The organism is Edaphobacter bradus (assembly GCF_025685645.1).
Taxonomy (GTDB): domain Bacteria; phylum Acidobacteriota; class Terriglobia; order Terriglobales; family Acidobacteriaceae; genus Edaphobacter; species Edaphobacter bradus.
This window is the reverse complement of record NZ_JAGSYF010000001.1, coordinates 1,306,717-1,322,266: the sequence shown is the minus strand read 5'-3', so window position 1 is coordinate 1,322,266 and position 15,550 is coordinate 1,306,717. Positions and strand designations below refer to the sequence as shown.

Here is a 15,550-nt window from a genome sequence, read left to right as displayed (position 1 = left end):
CGCCTCAGACTCTCGCCATCTCATCCTTGCTCAAGGCCTCCGAAGACTCTTCTGGTGTCTGGGAGGCCTCGTCGAGACCGAAGAGCCCAACGGTGACCAGGATGACGATCTCCGGTTCAATCGGCTGGCGGTAATCCATGGAACTGTGAGTGAGGTAGTACGTCAGCGGAAAGACCCCAAGCAGGATGAGGTAGCGAAGCGTGGTGACCCGGTCGGCGCGCCACCATCGCCCAACGCCACGAAGCATCAACAGGGTAAGTCCTGTGCAGAAGAAGAGATTGGGGACGTCGAAGGGCTCACGGCGAAGGTAGGCGCGGTTGAAGCTCCAGAAGCCGGTCCAAAAGCGGAGGGCGCGGCGAGCCGAGACTTCCGCGAAGAAGAGTGGGTGGTGTTTGACGAAGTTGAGCGCGAGGGTGCGCTTCTCCGCAAAGTAGGCGATCTCGCCGGAGGCCTGATATTTCTGCATCTCGACGGAATTGCTCGCCGGGTGCGCCCAGGCTGGATTGGACTCGGAGGTGTCACCGTTGTTGCCCGCCCAGAACTCCAGCCAGAAGCCATTGCGAACGGGGAAGACGGCGTGCATCGTGCGGTAGTTGCGGATCGTCCACGGAGCGAGGACTGCAGCAAATGTGAGAAGCGTGACGAGCCCGTTGCGGAGCCAGCGGCCGTCAACCTGCCTGACCTTGAGGACCGCAATCAAGAGAAGGAAGGGAAATGTCACCACGACGGACGGATTGGAGAGCGCCGTAACGCCGAAGAGTGCGCCGAAGGCGGCCCATGTAATGAGCCGCGGATGGAGATGTAGCCGCTGCGCTGCCCAGAAGCAGGTGCAGAAGAGCAAGGCAGTGAGGGCGTAGTCCCAGACCATGCCTGCCGAGAAGTAGATCGCGAAGGGATAGAGGACCCATGCCCACCCCGCAAGCTGCGCTGCCCGCTGGCCGAGGGTGTGTTTTGCGATGAAGTAGATGGGCAGGCACGTGAGCGCGGAGAAGACGCTGTTGAGCGAGAGAATGATGAGAGCGGATTTGGCCGTGTAGAGGCCAAAGAGCCGGAAGACGAGAGCCAGGAGATAGGGATAAAGGGGTGGTACGAGCGCAGTTGGGCCTGTCGATGGAAAGAAGGGCGAAGCGAAGCCGTGACCGAGTACGAGACTGCGCGCAGTCCAGCCCATCTCCCATCCGAATTCATTGTGGTCGATTGTTGGAGCGGCTACGGACCGAAAGACGAAGGCGGTCACTAGCAAGCGAATTGCCAGTGCGGAGAAGACCATGACTCCAAGGGTCGCTGCTTGAGAGCGCACCTTGGTGTAATGGCTGCTGACTGGGCTGGAGGCTTCCTTCGAGGCGTCGAGGTCAACAACTGAAGAGTAAGTAGGAATAGTAGGCTCTGAAATGCGATGAGGTGATTGTTTACGTCCCAGCGATTCTCTTGGAACGGACGGACATAACAGCTACTGTTTGCGCAACACGAACTGACGAGGAATCGCGAGTGATCGCCTTATACGGTTCACGAAATATTAAATATTTCTTTTCAATCACCTAAACACGGGTGAGTGAAGGGAGTTGTCGTGCGGTGAGAATTCGCACAATTGCAACCAATATCCGACCTCAACGAAGGAAGACAGCGATCTCGTTGGCTGCGTTTCGCAGATGAGACAGGAAGCGAGTCTGCATCTCGAGGCTGGATAGGCGTGGCGCGCTGCCGCTGAGGTTCACGGTAGCGACGGCACGGCCGTTGGGGGCGAAGACAGGGACGGCGAGCGATCGCAGGCCGATCTCATACTCCTGGTCGCAGAGGGCGTAGCCGTTGCGGCGTATGTTGCGGAGGATGAGACGGAGCTTTTCGACCGAGGTGACGGTGCGGGGAGTGTGCGGGGTCAGGACGACGTGGGCGAGGTACTGCTCGAGCTGCTCAGTGGGAAGGTAGGCGAGCAGGATGCGTCCCATACTGGTGCAGTAGGCGGGCAGGCGGCTGCCGATGTGGAGGTCGACGGCCATGACGCGGGAGACGGTTGTGCGGGCGACGTAGACGATGTCCTCGCCGTCGAGCGTCGCGACTGAGAAGGACTCACGAAGCGCGGCCGACATGCGCTCGAGAATGGGCTGCGCCGCCGACGAGAGCGTGTTCGACGCAGTGTAGGTGTGGGAGAGGGCGAGCATGCGCGGGCGCAGCGAGTAGCGCGAGCCGTCTTCGGCGCCGGCGAAACCGAGTTTGGTGAGGGTGTAGAGACAGCGGCGGACGGCGGCGCGCGAGAGGCCGGTGCGGACGCTGAGCTGCGAGATGGTCATCTGCGGGTTCTGCTGAGTGAAGGCCTGGATGACAATGAGCCCGCGCGCGAGCGAGGTCATGAAGTTCGGATCGCCAACAAACGCGTCGAGCGAGGCCGCGGGCGTAGGCTTGTGAGCGGGCGGAGTCGCAGGAACTGCGGCTGGAGGAGGGGTTTGGGGCAGCGGACGGCGAGGCGTGAGGCTCATGGGGTCCCTTCCTGCCGGCGGTTCGCGATCGCAGGGCGATAGCCGGACTGTCTTTACGATAAACGCACGACACGGCTCGCCGCAAGGTTCTAAACTACATTTCAGTACCAAGGATAAGGAGAACCAAAGCGTATGCAAACCGCGACACAGCTTGCACCTCTCGTCGACCGTTCCGCGTGGAAGGCCCTTCAATCTCATTCGCAGCAGATTCGCGGGAAGCATCTGCGCGAGTTGTTCGCAGCGGATTCGGGTCGCGGCGAACGCTTTACCGCCGAGGCGGCAGGAATCTTTCTTGATTACTCGAAGAATCGGATTACGGACGAGACGCTGAAGCTGTTGATGCAGTTGGCCGAGCAGTCGGGGCTGCGCGAGAAGATCGAGGCGATGTTTCGCGGCGACAAGATCAACATCACGGAGAATCGTGCGGTTCTGCATGTTGCGTTGCGCGCGCCGAAGGGTGAGTCGATTGTCGTGGACGGCTCCGATGTCGTTCCGGAAGTGCATGCGGTCCTCGACAAGATGTCGGGATTTGCGAATCGAGTTCGCAGCGGCGAATGGAAGGGCCACACGGGCAAGCGGATTCGCAATGTAGTGAACATTGGGATTGGCGGCTCGGACCTTGGGCCGGTGATGGCGTATGAGGCGCTGAAGCACTACAGCCAGCGCGATCTGACGTTCCGGTTTGTGTCGAACGTCGATGGCACGGACTTTGCCGAGGCGGTGCAGGACCTGAACGCTGAGGAGACGCTGTTCCTGGTGGCTTCGAAGACTTTCACGACGCTCGAGACGATGACGAACGCTCATACGGCGCGCGACTGGGCACTGGCGAAGCTGGGCGACGAGAAGGCGGTCGCGAAACATTTTGTGGCGATCTCGACGAATGCGAAGGAGGTTGCGAGGTTCGGGATCGACACGGAGAACATGTTCGGGTTCTGGGACTGGGTTGGCGGACGCTACTCGATGGACTCGGCGATTGGGTTGTCGACGATGATCGCGATCGGGCCGGAGAACTTCCGCGCGATGCTGGCGGGATTTCACGAGATGGACGTTCACTTCCGCACAACTCCTTTCGAGAAGAATCTGCCGGTGCTGCTTGGGCTGCTGACGGTTTGGTACACGGACTTCTTCGATGCGCAGACGGTGGCGATTCTGCCGTATGAGCAGTATCTGAAGCGGTTTCCGGCGTACCTGCAGCAGTTGACGATGGAGTCGAACGGCAAGCATGTGACGCTTGATGGATCGAAGGTCAACTACGAGACGGGACCGATTTACTGGGGCGAGCCGGGAACGAATGGACAGCACTCGTTCTACCAACTCATTCACCAGGGGACGCGACTGATTCCCTGCGACTTCATCGGGTTCTACAAGACACTGAACCCGCTGGGCAATCACCACGACCTGCTGATGGCGAACGTCTTCGCGCAGGCCGAGGCGCTGGCCTTCGGGAAGACGGCGGAGCAGGTGAAGGCCGAGGGCACGGCAGACTGGCTGGTTCCGCATCGCGTGTTCGAGGGCAATCGTCCTTCGAATACGATTCTGGCCGACAAGCTGTCTCCCACGATGCTGGGCAAGCTGGTTGCGCTGTACGAGCACTCGGTGTTTACCCAGGGGGCAATCTGGAACATCGACTCGTTCGACCAGTGGGGCGTCGAGCTGGGCAAGGTGTTGGCCCAGAAGATCGTCCCGGAGCTGGCGAGCAAGGACGAGCCGAAGCTCGCGCATGACAGCTCGACGAACGGCCTGATCCGGAGGTACCGGAAGAACAAGTAGTTGAGGGGGGTATCCCACTCCCCTTGTTTTTGTGCAAAGTATTCATTTCATTTGGTTTAGCCTCGGACTTGCGATGTAAGATATTGCATCAAAATGGCTTAGGCGCAAAATATTCTTTCTAAAAGGGTTACAGGTTAAATAGGGAAGCCCCGGCTCATGACCGGGGCTTTTCTTTTTCTGCCTTCTTCTATTATAGCGAGTTGGGAGAACTACTCTGCCACGGCGATCATGCTTGTTTTGTGCGGGTTAGGTGGTTAGGGGGCTTGACAGGATCTTCAGTGGAAATCCCTGTCAAGTTTTTCGGCAGGATCCTGTTTCTTCAATTGCTTTGTGATGATGCTGCAGGCTTTTGGGTTCCTTCGGTCGCCGGTGCAGCGGTTTCGGGGATATTGAGTGTTATGCCGGTCAGGTCTGCGTCAATGACTTCGACGTCGTGTTTGCCTTCCCATAGGGGTAGTCTGCCTTGCGTTCTTGTCCTGCCCGCAGGATCGGAGACTGGTCAGAGAGGCTGGCGGTCTTCAGCTTATATTTGCCGGGCGGTAGATAAGGAAACTGAAAGCTACCGTCAGAGTGAATTATTGCCTCCCGGGTGAAGGCCTTGTCATCGAGGTCCTGAAGCGACACAATGCCGAAGAAAACAGGCGGCTGATTCCCCAGGGCGGCGACTGTTCCTGAGATGGAATAGAGGCCCTGCAGAGGAATTTCGATGTCGGCATCGCTGACGTCTTCGCCTGGCGCTAGTTTGAAGATTTTTGCGTTCTTCTTGTGTAGCGTCTTCTCCGCATAAGTCGTATCCAACATTATTACGTAAACTCTATCCGGGCTTAGATCGAGATCTGGATCCGCTAATGGATTGCCGCTCGGTTCGACGCTACCCGTAGAGGCTTCAATTACGTATTCCGCACCAGGCAGTCCACTGATTCGGTAGTGGCCATAATCGTCCGTCATTGGCGCCGAGTTGACTGCGAGGCCTTGGATAGGCCGGTATTCCTGCGGGGGCACATCGTGTGCCAGATCGATACGCACGTAAACCCCGACTGCTGGGGTACCGTCGTCATAGATGACCTTGCCTGAGATGGATGCGCCTCGTTCAATGACGACATCTGCGTGAGCTTTCTTGCCTGGCTCGACGTGGACTGACGGCAACAGTTGTGCCAGCTTCTTGATTGAGTCTGGTGTCAGATTCTTCAAATCAGTCATGCGAAACTGGGCGGCAGGCGATAGATAGCCTGGCATTTCGGCAAGGACGAAGTAATCGCCGGTTTCGATCCTGGGCAATGTGTAATCCCCCTCGAGATTAGTCCTCGCGGTATCGTTGCCTTTGACTTTGGGTAGGGTCGCGTTACCGGCGGTATCGAATACTGGGATGGGAATCGTGAGGACCGTGGCAAGGCGCGCCGGACTCCTTGTGTCGGCGCAAAGGACGCGGCCTGTGATCGCGCCGGTTTGCGGCTGCTGATCGGCCGGAGCTGGTTTCTTATCCTGAGCGTTCAGGCTCAGGACCGCGAGAGTGAAGCCAGCTAGAAGAGGGAAGCGAGCGCGAGGGTTCACGCCGACAATCTTGCCATATCGCTGATTTGGTGAAAATGGCGGCTTCGAGTGTGGTGTGTCGGCCGGGTCCAGGAGGAAGACCAAGTGATTTGCAATCCACGCCTCAGCTCGGGGGATTTTGAACGATATAGCGAACCTCATGATGTGATGCCCAGGCGCCTACGCCAAGGAGAAAACCGAAGTCATATCGTCTTCCCTTGTTGCTGGTCTCGTATACACGAACGTTTGGGCTGAGCAAACTGACCCAAAACATAAATGGCGCAATGATGCCGTGCCACAATCCAGCCCAGAAACCGGCGGGTGTGGCATTTGGCAATTTGTACTTTGAGTTGGGACCGGCAATCGCGAGTATATTGGCCATGTGTTCCCCCACGATAACAGCAACTCGCCGTGCAGACGGGTTTGGGGGCTTGACAAATTTTCTGTGGGATCCGGACATGCATCACTATGCTATGGCGGATGGTGAGACCATCGTGCAGGTCCACGGCATGTCACCGGTGCAGTTCAACTACATCAACCCGCAAGACGACCCTGGTAAGAGAAGGACGGGACAGTAAAGGAAAAGCCCCGGCTTTTGGCCGGGGCTTTTCTGTTTCCTCTGAATGTTTTGAATTAGAGGGGCTGAACGTTCTCGGCCTGCCAGCCCTTAGGGCCTTTGACGACGTTGAACTGGACGCTCTGGCCTTCCTGGAGCGAACGGAAGCCGTTGCTCTGGATGGCGGTGTGATGCACGAAGACGTCCTCGCCGTTGGGGCGGCTCAGAAAACCGAAGCCCTTTGCGTCGTTAAACCACTTTACGATTCCTTGTTCCATGACTTGTTCCTTGATAACTGCAAAATGTACCGCTGAACTCAAATTTGGAATTGATTGCGAGTACAGCAAGAGCAGAACAAGCAAGAACACCAGATCGGATTCGACGATCAGATACCAGTCTATCAGCTTCTGTGGAAATTACGGTGTTTGTCTGTATGGGTTTTGTAATAGTGGGTGGCTAGGCCGTGGCAATGGCGAAGCTTGCGATCAGTGGGTTACACCGTGTTGCTTTCTCCACTTTTTGATCGCCTGGGCTTGCTGCTTCTGGGACTTTTTCAGTTGTTTCTTCTGGTCCTTCATGTAGGCTTTGCTTGCCTTGACCGAGCTATGCTGCGGCGCCTGCCGCGCGGAATTTGTGTCGGCATGGGCGACCGCTGGAGTGGAAGGCGACAAACCGATGAGGATAAGGAGCAGATAAAGGACAGCTTTATTCACGAGTCTCCCCCAATGAGGCTTTGTGCGGGATTCTACAACGCGAATCGCTGCTGGATGACAAACAAGTGAACGCACAACGGCAAGAGGTGACGGCGAAGGCACGCAAGCCGCGCGAAGGCGAGGGTCAAAGAGCGAGAATTCTTGACTGGATGCCGTCCCAGAGGGCCAGTCGGGCAATGAGCGCAGCCAAAGCTGTTTCGGCGGCCTCGGACCAGTGGAGCGGGGTTGGGCAGAGCATACGCATCATTTGCATCGCCCTGGGGCCGTGTTCGTGGCCGTCCAGCTCGATATGGCGCTCGAGGTAGTAGCGGAATGGCGCGATGCGGCCGGGGAGTTGTACATTAATCCCGCGAACAAACTCGGAGAACATATCCGGGATGAGGTCTTCGCGTCCGAAGGTGAACGCCGCAGCGATTCTGTGTGGGGCGCCGGTGGAGATCTTAGGTCAATGCAGTGTCTGCGACCTATCTCGTGGCGTCTTCGGTAAGCGTCCGAGCAACGCACCTGTTGTGGACGGGATGGGTGTGATGGACTTAACGCATGGGCGAAGAGCAGTTATGACGGGGAGACGTGGGCGGCGGAGGATAACGTGCGATCCGTAGTTAGCGCAGTGGCGTTCGGATTTGGTATGCTTTGCCGCACGACGGGGAAGATGCCTACATTTTTATGTCTCCCTCTCGACGGGAAAGGAGAAGCCATGCAAGTTAAAAGAACTCTTTCCGTTGGTGGTCTCGCCACTATCGCATTGCTCCTAAGTTGGGTAGTTTTCGGACGCTTGGCCAGAGCGAGCGATGAAGACCATGTACAAATCAACTTTGTTGGGGATCAGATCGCGTTTGAATTCACCGGAGAGGTAACAAACAATCCGCCCACGCCATCTGCCCAGCTTGGCTCCTCGAATCAGTATGGGTATCTCACTCTAGTCCGAGGAATCGACAATCTGTTCAGCGGGACTCCGCACAACGAAACAACAGCACTGCTCACGTTTTTCAACGAGGCGACAACCCAAGAATCGATCAGTAATGGACCACTGCGGATCATAGATCGGAACGGAACTACGACGATTTATCTCAACAGTGCTCCCGCGAACTTCAACAATCCCGATACTTTCCGGGCTGGCATCCCCGTTCTGATCGCCACGCTGCATCAGCAGGTCATAGTGGATACAGTTGATGGTACGTTTACAGCCGTGTTCGAAAATGTAGTTTCGTCAACGAGTACGTCCACTATAAATGGCGTGAGCTTCAGACTCGCACAAAAGGGGCAGGCGTTCAGATCGACGATCACAGGCCAACTGAGTGCAACAGCACCACCGCCCAGCGGCTACTTTGCCGGATACGCAGTGGGCGCAGGTAGACAAGAGCGACACGACCAAGATTAAAGATGCGTTGCCAATGTCAAGTATGCCCAATTTCAAAATTGAGCCACTACCACCTCTGATTTGCTGACAGCCTCACAGAGAAGGTAGCGATTACTTTTTGGTGCTGCCCTGCTTCTTCTGTGCGTCCAGGAAGCGGCGGACTCGGTCGAGCGAGCGGGCTTTGCCGAAGACGATCATGCTTTCGAGCAGCGGTGGCGACATGGTGCTGCCGGTGATGATGGCTCGGAGGAGCATGAAGTTTTCTTTGACGGACCAGGACTCTTCTTCGCCTAGTTTCTTGAGCGCGGGCTCGAGGGCTTCGTGGGTCCAGTCGGTGGCTTCGAGGACGGCGAGCTGATTTTGGGCGAAGGCGAGGGTCTCTTCGAGTGTGCGTTTCCTGGGGAGGAAGACCTCGGGCGGAGGCAGGACGCCGTCGGAGAAGAAGAAGTTGGTGAGGTCGCCGAACTGGCCGAGGGTCTCGATGCGGGTCTGCATGAGGGCGGAGATGTTGCGGAGGTAGTCGTCGCCGAAGACGCGGGTGCGGACTTCGGTGAAGAACTGCTCGGGGGAGAGGGCGCGGAGGTACTCGCCGTTGAGCCACTTGAGCTTGGTGAGGTCGAAGACTGGGCCGCCGACACGGATGTTGGTGAAGACGAAGTGCTCGACCATCTCGGGGAGGGTGAACTTTTCGGTTCCAGCGTTGATGTCGGCTGGCATGCCGCCGCCCATGAGGCCGAGGAAGTTGATGATGGCGGGGGGGAGGTAGCCACTCTCTCGGTAGTAGATGAGCGAGACGGGGTTTTTGCGCTTGGAGATCTTTGACTTGTCGATGTTGCGCAGCAGCGGCATGTGCCAGAACCGCGGGGCCTGCCAGCCGAAGGCCTTGTAGAGGAGGACGTGCTTGGGCGTGGAGGAGATCCACTCCTCGGCGCGGATGACGTCGGTGATCTGCATGAGGTGGTCGTCGACGACGTTGGCGAGGTGGTAGGTGGGGTAGCCGTCGGACTTGAGGAGGACCTGGTCGTCGACGTTGCCGTGCTCGAAAGTGATGTTGCCGCGTAGCTCATCGCGGAAGGTGGTGGAGGCGGTGAGGTCGCCTTTGTGCGGCGGGACGGCGAGGCGGATGGTGTAGGGCTTGTGTGCGGCCTGGTTTGCAGCGATTTGATCCGGTGTGAGGTGGCGGCAGGTTCCGGGGTAGCGCGGGGGGAGCTTGGCGGCTAGCTGCTGCTTGCGTGTGGCCTCGAGCTCTTCGGGGGTGCAGAAGCAGCGGTATGCGGTGGCGTTCGCGAGGAGGATCTCAGCGTGCGCGCGGTAGATCTCGGTGCGTTCGGACTGGCGGTAGGGGCCGAAGGGTCCACCGACGTCGGGGCCCTCGTCCCAGTTGAGGCCGAGCCAGCGGAGGGAGTCGAAGATCATCTGCTCGGAGGTGGAGACGAAGCGGGTGCGGTCGGTGTCCTCGATGCGGAGGACGAATTTGCCGTCGCGCTGGCGGGCGTAGATGTAGTTGAGCAGGCCGATGTAGGCGGTGCCGACGTGAGGGTCTCCGGTGGGAGAAGGGGCGATGCGGACGCGGATGGGGGCTTCTGTGCTGGTGCTAGTCATTGTGTGGGCCAAACCTTAATGCTAGCAGAGGGGGAGACAGGGAATAGGGAATAGAGAGTAGGGACTAGAAGACAACGATGCGGTGAGGGGCGACCGCGGATTTACGCGGATTAAAAGCAAAAGCGGATTCCTCCACTCCGCGCTGCGCGCTCCGGTCGGAATGACAATCCATGTGGAGTGCGTGGTCAGGGTGTTTCGCCGTGGATGGTAACGGTGAAGACGTGCTCGTTGAAGCGGTAGCTGCGCACGAGGCGGAAGGCGGAGCTGCGCTTGTGGACCTCGTACTGAGTGCCCGTGACGACGGTGGGGACGGAGAGGAGGCAGGCGGCGTTGAGCGAGGGGATGCGAGACTTCCAGGCTCCGGCGAGCATGTTGGTGATCTCTCCGAGGCCGTCGTAGACGGAGTCGTCGAGGGAGTCGATCTCCATGCCCATGAGGCAGGCGGTCATCCGGATGGCGGCGGGGGCGGTGACGAGGACGGTGTAGGCTCCGCTGAGCGCGCCGGCGAGACCGATGACGGCGGTGAGGGTGATCGGAGGGACGGCGGAGGCGACGACGGCTTCGTCGGCGACGGTGACGGGCACTCCGAGCATGAGGCCGAGGACGTCTTCGACGGCCTGGTCGAGGATGGCGGTGTCGGTGAGGGCGGGTGCTGCGCTCTGCGGGGCTGCGTCGATCACATGAACCATGGATGGTCTCTCATTTCCTGTTGCGAGGCCGCGGGGCGCGCCCCGTCGGGTGCTGTCGCTGATGGCGGATACGCTTCGCGCGCCACGGATTGTCGGTGCTTACCCTATCGGCGGATTGCAGGGAGAGGATGAGAAGGGAAGAGGGGATTTCTTTTTGTAACCGTGTCAGGTCTTTGATTGAGGAGGGCAAGAAGGTGCTTGGACAGGGTGCCTCTCAAAGGGCATAATGGCTGATCGCGCGGGCATGTGCGACGTATGAGAACGAGAAGAGAGAAGAGGAGCGGATGAGTAAGGGACATGTTGTGGTCATGGGGAGCTACGTGGCCGATGTTGCATTCAGGACAGAGAAGCTACCCGCGTGGGGCGAGACGTATATGGGATTGGAGTTCAAGCTGGGGCCTGGCGGCAAAGGATCGAACCAGGCGGTAGCGGCGGCGCGGGCGGGGGCGAATGTCAGCTTCATCAGCAAGCTGGGGCGTGACGCCTTTGGAGACCTGGCGCGGAAGACGTATCGCGAGGAGGGGATTGACGCGACGCATGTGCTGGAGACGGACTCTGCAACAGGATCTGCGGCGATCATCATCGACGCGGTGAAGGGAGAGAACGCGATTATCGTGGTTCCGGGCGCGTGCTTTGAGCTGACTCCGGAGGAGGTGGAGCAGGCGCGCGCGCTGATCGCGGAGTCGGCGATCTTTGTGACTCAGCTCGAGCTTTCGCTGCCGACTGTGGAGGCAGGGCTGAAGCTGGCGCACTCGCTGGGCGTGCCGACGATTCTGAACCCGGCGCCGGGGTGCAAACTGCCGGAGTCGATCTTTCCGTATTGCGACTACATCACGCCGAACGAGACGGAGACGGAGATTCTAACGGGCATTTGCGTGGATTCGCTGGCGAACGCGGATCGGGCGGCTGATGCGCTGCTTGCGCGCGGAGTACGCAATGTGGTGATAACGCTGGGAGCGCAGGGCGCGCTGGTGAAGAACGCGGCGATCAGGCAGCATGTGCCGGCCTTCTCCGCCGGCACGGTGGTTGAGACTACTGGCGCGGGAGATGCCTTCAATGGTGGACTTGCCGTGGCCCTGGCGGAGAAGAAGGACCTGGTGGAGGCGGTGCGTTTCGGCTGCGCGGCCGCCGGTATCTCGGTGACGCGGCCGGGAACTGCTCCCTCGATGCCGTATCGCGGGGAAGTGGATGCTCTGCTGCGGTGATGGCGTGAGATCCTGACACAGAACTAGGCGATGGACGGCTCGTATACTTGAAGGGTTGGCACTGCGCGCAGGTGCTATGATCGAAGCCTTCTGTGGAGCGTGCCAGTGAGCTTTTGGCGGGAGTTTCAAGCGGCGATCATCAGCGCGTCAGGACTCCCGACAGGTAACTCCCATTCGAGAGGCTTCTCTCAAGAGTTTGGAGAGGTAAGACTATGGCAGTGAAACAACAGGAACAACACCCCATCGTGCATTCGCCAGTTGCGGTCGAGTTGAACGGACGGCCTCTGGAGCCGAACCGGCGGATACCCCTGAACCTTGAATGGGTGGAGGAGATTCGCGTCAACACGAGCGCGGTGGAACGGCGTGCGAGCACGATTGACACGCGCCGCTCGGTGAAGAAGGAGTGGCAGGCAGCGTGGCTGCTGCGCGCGATCGCGTGCATGGACCTCACGACGCTGAGCGGTGACGACAGCGCGGAGCGCGTGAAGCGGCTGTGCGCGAAGGCGAGAAATCCGCTGCAGCGGCAGCTCGTCGAGAAGCTGGGAATCGAGGAGCTGAACCTCACCACGGGCGCAGTCTGCGTGTATCACGCGTTTGTTGAGACTGCGGTGAAAGCGCTGGAGGGGACGAGTATTCCTGTTGCCGCAGTTTCGACGGGATTCCCGGCGGGTCTGTCGCCGCTGGCGGAGCGGGTGCAGGAGATTCGCCGCTCGGTCGAGGCCGGGGCGCAGGAGATCGACATCGTCATCACGCGCGCGCATGTGTTCAACGGCGAGTGGCAGGCTCTGTACGACGAGGTTGCCGCGTTCAAGGATGCATGTGGACCGGCGCACATGAAGGCAATTCTCGGCACGGGCGACCTGCTTACGCTGCGCAATGTTGCGCGCGCGAGTGTTGTCGCCATGATGGCTGGGGCGGACTTTATCAAGACGTCAACGGGGAAGGAGGCCGTGAACGCGACGGTTCCGGTCTCGCTGGTGATGGTGCGGGCGATTCGCGAATACGCCGAGCGCACCGGGATGCATGTCGGCTTCAAGCCCGCGGGTGGACTCAAGTCGGCCAAGGATGCCCTCAAGTGGATGTCTCTGATGAAGGAAGAGCTGGGACGGCCCTGGCTCGAGCCGAGTCTCTTCCGCTTCGGTGCAAGCAGCATGCTCGCCGACATCGAGCGCCAGTTGGAGCACTTTGCTACGGGCCGCTACTCTGCCGCCTACCGTCACCCGATTGCATAAGGAGATTTTGTGAGCAACTTAATTGTGGAAGAGTTCTACGCGATGGATTACGGACCGGCGCCGGAAGACCCCAAGGAAGTAGAGCGCTGGCTGGATGAGCATAAGCGCACCTTTGATCTCTACATCGGAGGCAAGTGGCGCAAGCCTGTCTCCGGCGAATACTTCGCGACGAGCAACCCTGCGACGGGCGACAAGATCGCCGACGTAGCACAGGCGGGCGCGGCGGATGTGGATGCGGCGGTGAAGGCCGCGCGCAAGGCCCTGCCTACGTGGCAGGCACTGAGCGGACATCAGCGCGCGCGTTATCTGTATGCGCTGGCGCGGCAGGTGCAGAAGCACTCGCGGCGGTTAGCTGTGCTGGAGACGATCGACAACGGTAAGACCATCCGCGAGAGCCGAGATCTCGATATTCCGCTGGTGGCGCGCCACTTTTATCACCATGCAGGCTGGGCGCAGTTGCTGGAGAGCGAGTTTCCCGGCTACACCGCATGTGGCGTTGTGGGCCAGGTGATTCCGTGGAACTTCCCGCTGCTGATGTTTGCGTGGAAGGTGGCTCCGGCGCTTGCTGCAGGCAACACGGTCGTCATCAAGCCGGCGGAGTACACGCCGCTGACGGCGCTGGCGCTTGCGGAACTGGCGGACGAGATTGGTCTGCCTCCGGGAGTTCTGAACGTAATCAACGGCGATGGCCGCACTGGCGCGCTGCTGGTGGAGCACGACGATATCGACAAGGTAGCGTTTACCGGCTCAACCGAAGTAGGCCGGATGATTCGCAAGGCTACGGCGGCTTCGAGCAAGAAGCTCTCGCTTGAGCTGGGCGGCAAGTCGCCGTTCATCGTGTTCGATGACGCGGACCTGGACTCCGCGGTCGAGGGACTGGTCGATGGCATCTGGCTCAACCAGGGGCAGGTCTGCTGCGCGGGCTCACGGCTGCTGGTGCAGGAGCGTGTCGCCGAAGTTCTCTACGAGAAGATTCGCGCGCGGATGAAGACGCTGCGTGTGGGATCGCCGCTCGACAAGGCCGTCGATATTGGAGCGATTGTCGCTCCGGTGCAGCTTGAGCGCATCCGGTCGCTGGTGGATCAGGGAGTCACGGAAGGTGCGACGTGCTGGCAGCCGGAGTCGGCGCTGCCTGCCCGGGGGCTTTACTTTCCTCCGACTCTGCTGACGGGAGTTCATCCAACGGCGACGGTGGCCCAGGAGGAGATCTTCGGCCCGGTGCTGGCGGCGATGACCTTCCGCACGCCGGCCGAGGCGGTGGAGCTGGCGAACAACACGGCCTATGGCCTTGCTGCCAGCATCTGGAGCGAGAGCATCAACGTGGCGCTCGATGTGGCCTCGCAGGTCAAGGCGGGAGTCGTGTGGGTGAACAGCACGAACCTGTTCGATGCGTCGTGCGGCTTTGGCGGTTATCGCGAGAGCGGGTATGGGCGCGAGGGCGGGCGCGAGGGAATGTATGAGTACCTCGAGACGACGTGGCACAAGAAGGCGAACCACAAGCGCGCCACGAAGCCCGCTCCGGTGGCCGAGGCTAACGGCAACGGTGCGTTGCACTCCATTGACCGGACGGTGAAGCAATATATCGGCGGCAAGCAGGCGCGGCCGGACTCGGGATACAGCTTCCCGGTTTATGGGCGCGATGGAAAGCTGATTGGCGAGGCTCCGCTGGGCAACCGCAAGGATATTCGCAACGCAGTCGAGGCGGCTCGCAGTGCAGGGAAGTGGGCGAAGGCTCCGGCGCACACGCGGGCGCAGGTTCTCTACTACATTGCGGAGAACCTGATCCAGCGGCGCGGTGAGATTGCGGCAGAGCTGGCGAAGATGGTCGGTGAGGAGCAGGCAGGCGCAGAGGTGGAGTTGAGCATCGAGCGCATCTTTACTTATGCAGCGTGGTGCGACAAGTACGACGGCCAGGTGCATAATCCGCCGATGCGCAACGTGGCGCTGGCGATGAATGAAGCGATCGGTGTGGTTGGCATCCTTTGTCCGACGGAGGCTCCGCTGCTGGGATTGATGTCGCTTGTGCTGCCGGCCATTGCGGCGGGCAACACAGTTGTTGCGGTTCCGTCAGAGAAGCACGCGACGATCATCGGCGATCTCTACCAGGTTTTCGACACGAGCGATCTTCCGGGTGGGGTAGTGAACATTGTCGCCGGGCGGCCTGCCGAACTGGCGAAGACGCTGGCGGAGCATGATGACGTCGACGCCATCTGGAGCTTCCGCGAGCCGGCGGATGCGACGCTGGTGAAGGCGGCTTCGATCGGCAACCTGAAGCAGGTCTGGACCAACGACAGGCATGACATCGACTGGTTTGATGCAAAGCAAAACGAAGGACGCTACTTCATGCGGCACGCGACGCAGATCAAGAACATCTGGGTACCTTACGGGGAGTAGTTCGTTTTCAATGGGGAACGGAGAG

13 protein-coding genes are annotated in these 15,550 nt (G+C 59.6%); 5 read left to right on the top strand and 8 right to left on the bottom strand.

Annotated features, from left to right (window positions below; all coding sequences use genetic code 11):
* Positions 1–4: 4 nt before the first annotated feature.
* Together OHL16_RS05575 and OHL16_RS05570 are read right to left on the bottom strand one after the other, a co-directional pair.
* Positions 5–1,300 carry an ArnT family glycosyltransferase gene (locus OHL16_RS05575; protein ID WP_263366074.1) on the bottom strand — a complete coding sequence of 432 codons (1,296 nt, stop codon included), beginning with the start codon at positions 1,298–1,300 and terminating at the stop codon, positions 5–7.
* A 307-nt stretch (positions 1,301–1,607) separates the two neighbouring features.
* On the bottom strand, positions 1,608–2,474 hold the full coding sequence (locus tag OHL16_RS05570; RefSeq protein ID WP_263366073.1) for an IclR family transcriptional regulator domain-containing protein: 867 nt from the start codon (positions 2,472–2,474) through the stop codon (positions 1,608–1,610).
* 132 nt (positions 2,475–2,606) lie between these two features.
* Here OHL16_RS05570 and pgi point away from each other — a divergent pair, with 132 nt between their 5' ends.
* Positions 2,607–4,244, top strand: a complete 1,638-nt coding sequence (pgi, locus tag OHL16_RS05565) for a glucose-6-phosphate isomerase (protein WP_263366072.1) — start codon at positions 2,607–2,609, stop codon at positions 4,242–4,244.
* A gap of 405 nt (positions 4,245–4,649) precedes the next feature.
* Here pgi and OHL16_RS05560 read toward each other — a convergent pair whose 3' ends face one another.
* The 4 genes from OHL16_RS05560 to OHL16_RS05545 form a co-directional block, all read right to left on the bottom strand.
* Positions 4,650–5,879, bottom strand: a complete 1,230-nt coding sequence (locus OHL16_RS05560; protein ID WP_263366071.1) for a carboxypeptidase-like regulatory domain-containing protein — start codon at positions 5,877–5,879, stop codon at positions 4,650–4,652.
* A 528-nt stretch (positions 5,880–6,407) separates the two neighbouring features.
* Positions 6,408–6,608 (bottom strand): cold-shock protein, encoded by a 201-nt coding sequence (locus OHL16_RS05555; protein WP_263366070.1) that lies wholly within the window; start codon positions 6,606–6,608, stop codon positions 6,408–6,410.
* 207 nt (positions 6,609–6,815) lie between these two features.
* Positions 6,816–7,043: a hypothetical protein gene (locus OHL16_RS05550; protein ID WP_263366069.1), complete on the bottom strand. Its 228-nt coding sequence runs from the start codon at positions 7,041–7,043 to the stop codon at positions 6,816–6,818.
* A 124-nt stretch (positions 7,044–7,167) separates the two neighbouring features.
* Entirely contained in the window at positions 7,168–7,482 is a 315-nt protein-coding gene (locus OHL16_RS05545; RefSeq protein WP_263366240.1) for a DUF3050 domain-containing protein, read from the bottom strand.
* 258 nt (positions 7,483–7,740) lie between these two features.
* On the opposite strand from OHL16_RS05545, the gene OHL16_RS05540 reads away from it, so the two are divergent.
* Positions 7,741–8,424 (top strand): hypothetical protein, encoded by a 684-nt coding sequence (locus tag OHL16_RS05540; RefSeq protein ID WP_263366068.1) that lies wholly within the window; start codon positions 7,741–7,743, stop codon positions 8,422–8,424.
* A gap of 90 nt (positions 8,425–8,514) precedes the next feature.
* Here the strand turns inward: OHL16_RS05540 and gltX are convergent, their stop codons facing one another.
* Both gltX and OHL16_RS05530 read right to left on the bottom strand, forming a co-directional pair.
* On the bottom strand, positions 8,515–10,005 hold the full coding sequence (gltX, locus tag OHL16_RS05535) for a glutamate--tRNA ligase (RefSeq protein ID WP_263366067.1): 1,491 nt from the start codon (positions 10,003–10,005) through the stop codon (positions 8,515–8,517).
* Between the two features lie 185 nt (positions 10,006–10,190).
* Positions 10,191–10,694 carry a chemotaxis protein CheX gene (locus tag OHL16_RS05530; RefSeq protein ID WP_263366066.1) on the bottom strand — a complete coding sequence of 168 codons (504 nt, stop codon included), beginning with the start codon at positions 10,692–10,694 and terminating at the stop codon, positions 10,191–10,193.
* A 284-nt stretch (positions 10,695–10,978) separates the two neighbouring features.
* On the opposite strand from OHL16_RS05530, the gene rbsK reads away from it, so the two are divergent.
* The 3 genes from rbsK (at position 10,979) to OHL16_RS05515 (ending at position 15,525) form a co-directional block, all read left to right on the top strand.
* A complete protein-coding gene (gene rbsK / locus OHL16_RS05525; protein WP_263366065.1) occupies positions 10,979–11,899 on the top strand; it encodes a ribokinase in 921 nt (306 codons plus the stop codon).
* Positions 11,900–12,111: 212 nt separating this feature from the next.
* Positions 12,112–13,131 (top strand): deoxyribose-phosphate aldolase, encoded by a 1,020-nt coding sequence (gene deoC, locus OHL16_RS05520; RefSeq protein ID WP_263366064.1) that lies wholly within the window; start codon positions 12,112–12,114, stop codon positions 13,129–13,131.
* A 9-nt stretch (positions 13,132–13,140) separates the two neighbouring features.
* A complete protein-coding gene (locus OHL16_RS05515; RefSeq protein ID WP_263366063.1) occupies positions 13,141–15,525 on the top strand; it encodes an aldehyde dehydrogenase family protein in 2,385 nt (794 codons plus the stop codon).
* Positions 15,526–15,550: the final 25 nt, after the last annotated feature.

Excerpts from the sequence above, each read along its gene's own strand:
- deoC (WP_263366064.1), top strand. The coding sequence starts at position 12,112 with ATGGCAGTGAAACAACAGGAACAACACCCCATCGTGCATTCGCCAGTT.
- OHL16_RS05570 (WP_263366073.1), bottom strand. The coding sequence starts at position 2,474 with ATGAGCCTCACGCCTCGCCGTCCGCTGCCCCAAACCCCTCCTCCAGCC.
- pgi (WP_263366072.1), top strand. The coding sequence starts at position 2,607 with ATGCAAACCGCGACACAGCTTGCACCTCTCGTCGACCGTTCCGCGTGG.
- gltX (WP_263366067.1), bottom strand. The coding sequence starts at position 10,005 with ATGACTAGCACCAGCACAGAAGCCCCCATCCGCGTCCGCATCGCCCCT.
- rbsK (WP_263366065.1), top strand. The coding sequence starts at position 10,979 with ATGAGTAAGGGACATGTTGTGGTCATGGGGAGCTACGTGGCCGATGTT.
- OHL16_RS05555 (WP_263366070.1), bottom strand. The coding sequence starts at position 6,608 with ATGGAACAAGGAATCGTAAAGTGGTTTAACGACGCAAAGGGCTTCGGT.
- OHL16_RS05530 (WP_263366066.1), bottom strand. The coding sequence starts at position 10,694 with ATGGTTCATGTGATCGACGCAGCCCCGCAGAGCGCAGCACCCGCCCTC.
- OHL16_RS05540 (WP_263366068.1), top strand. The coding sequence starts at position 7,741 with ATGCAAGTTAAAAGAACTCTTTCCGTTGGTGGTCTCGCCACTATCGCA.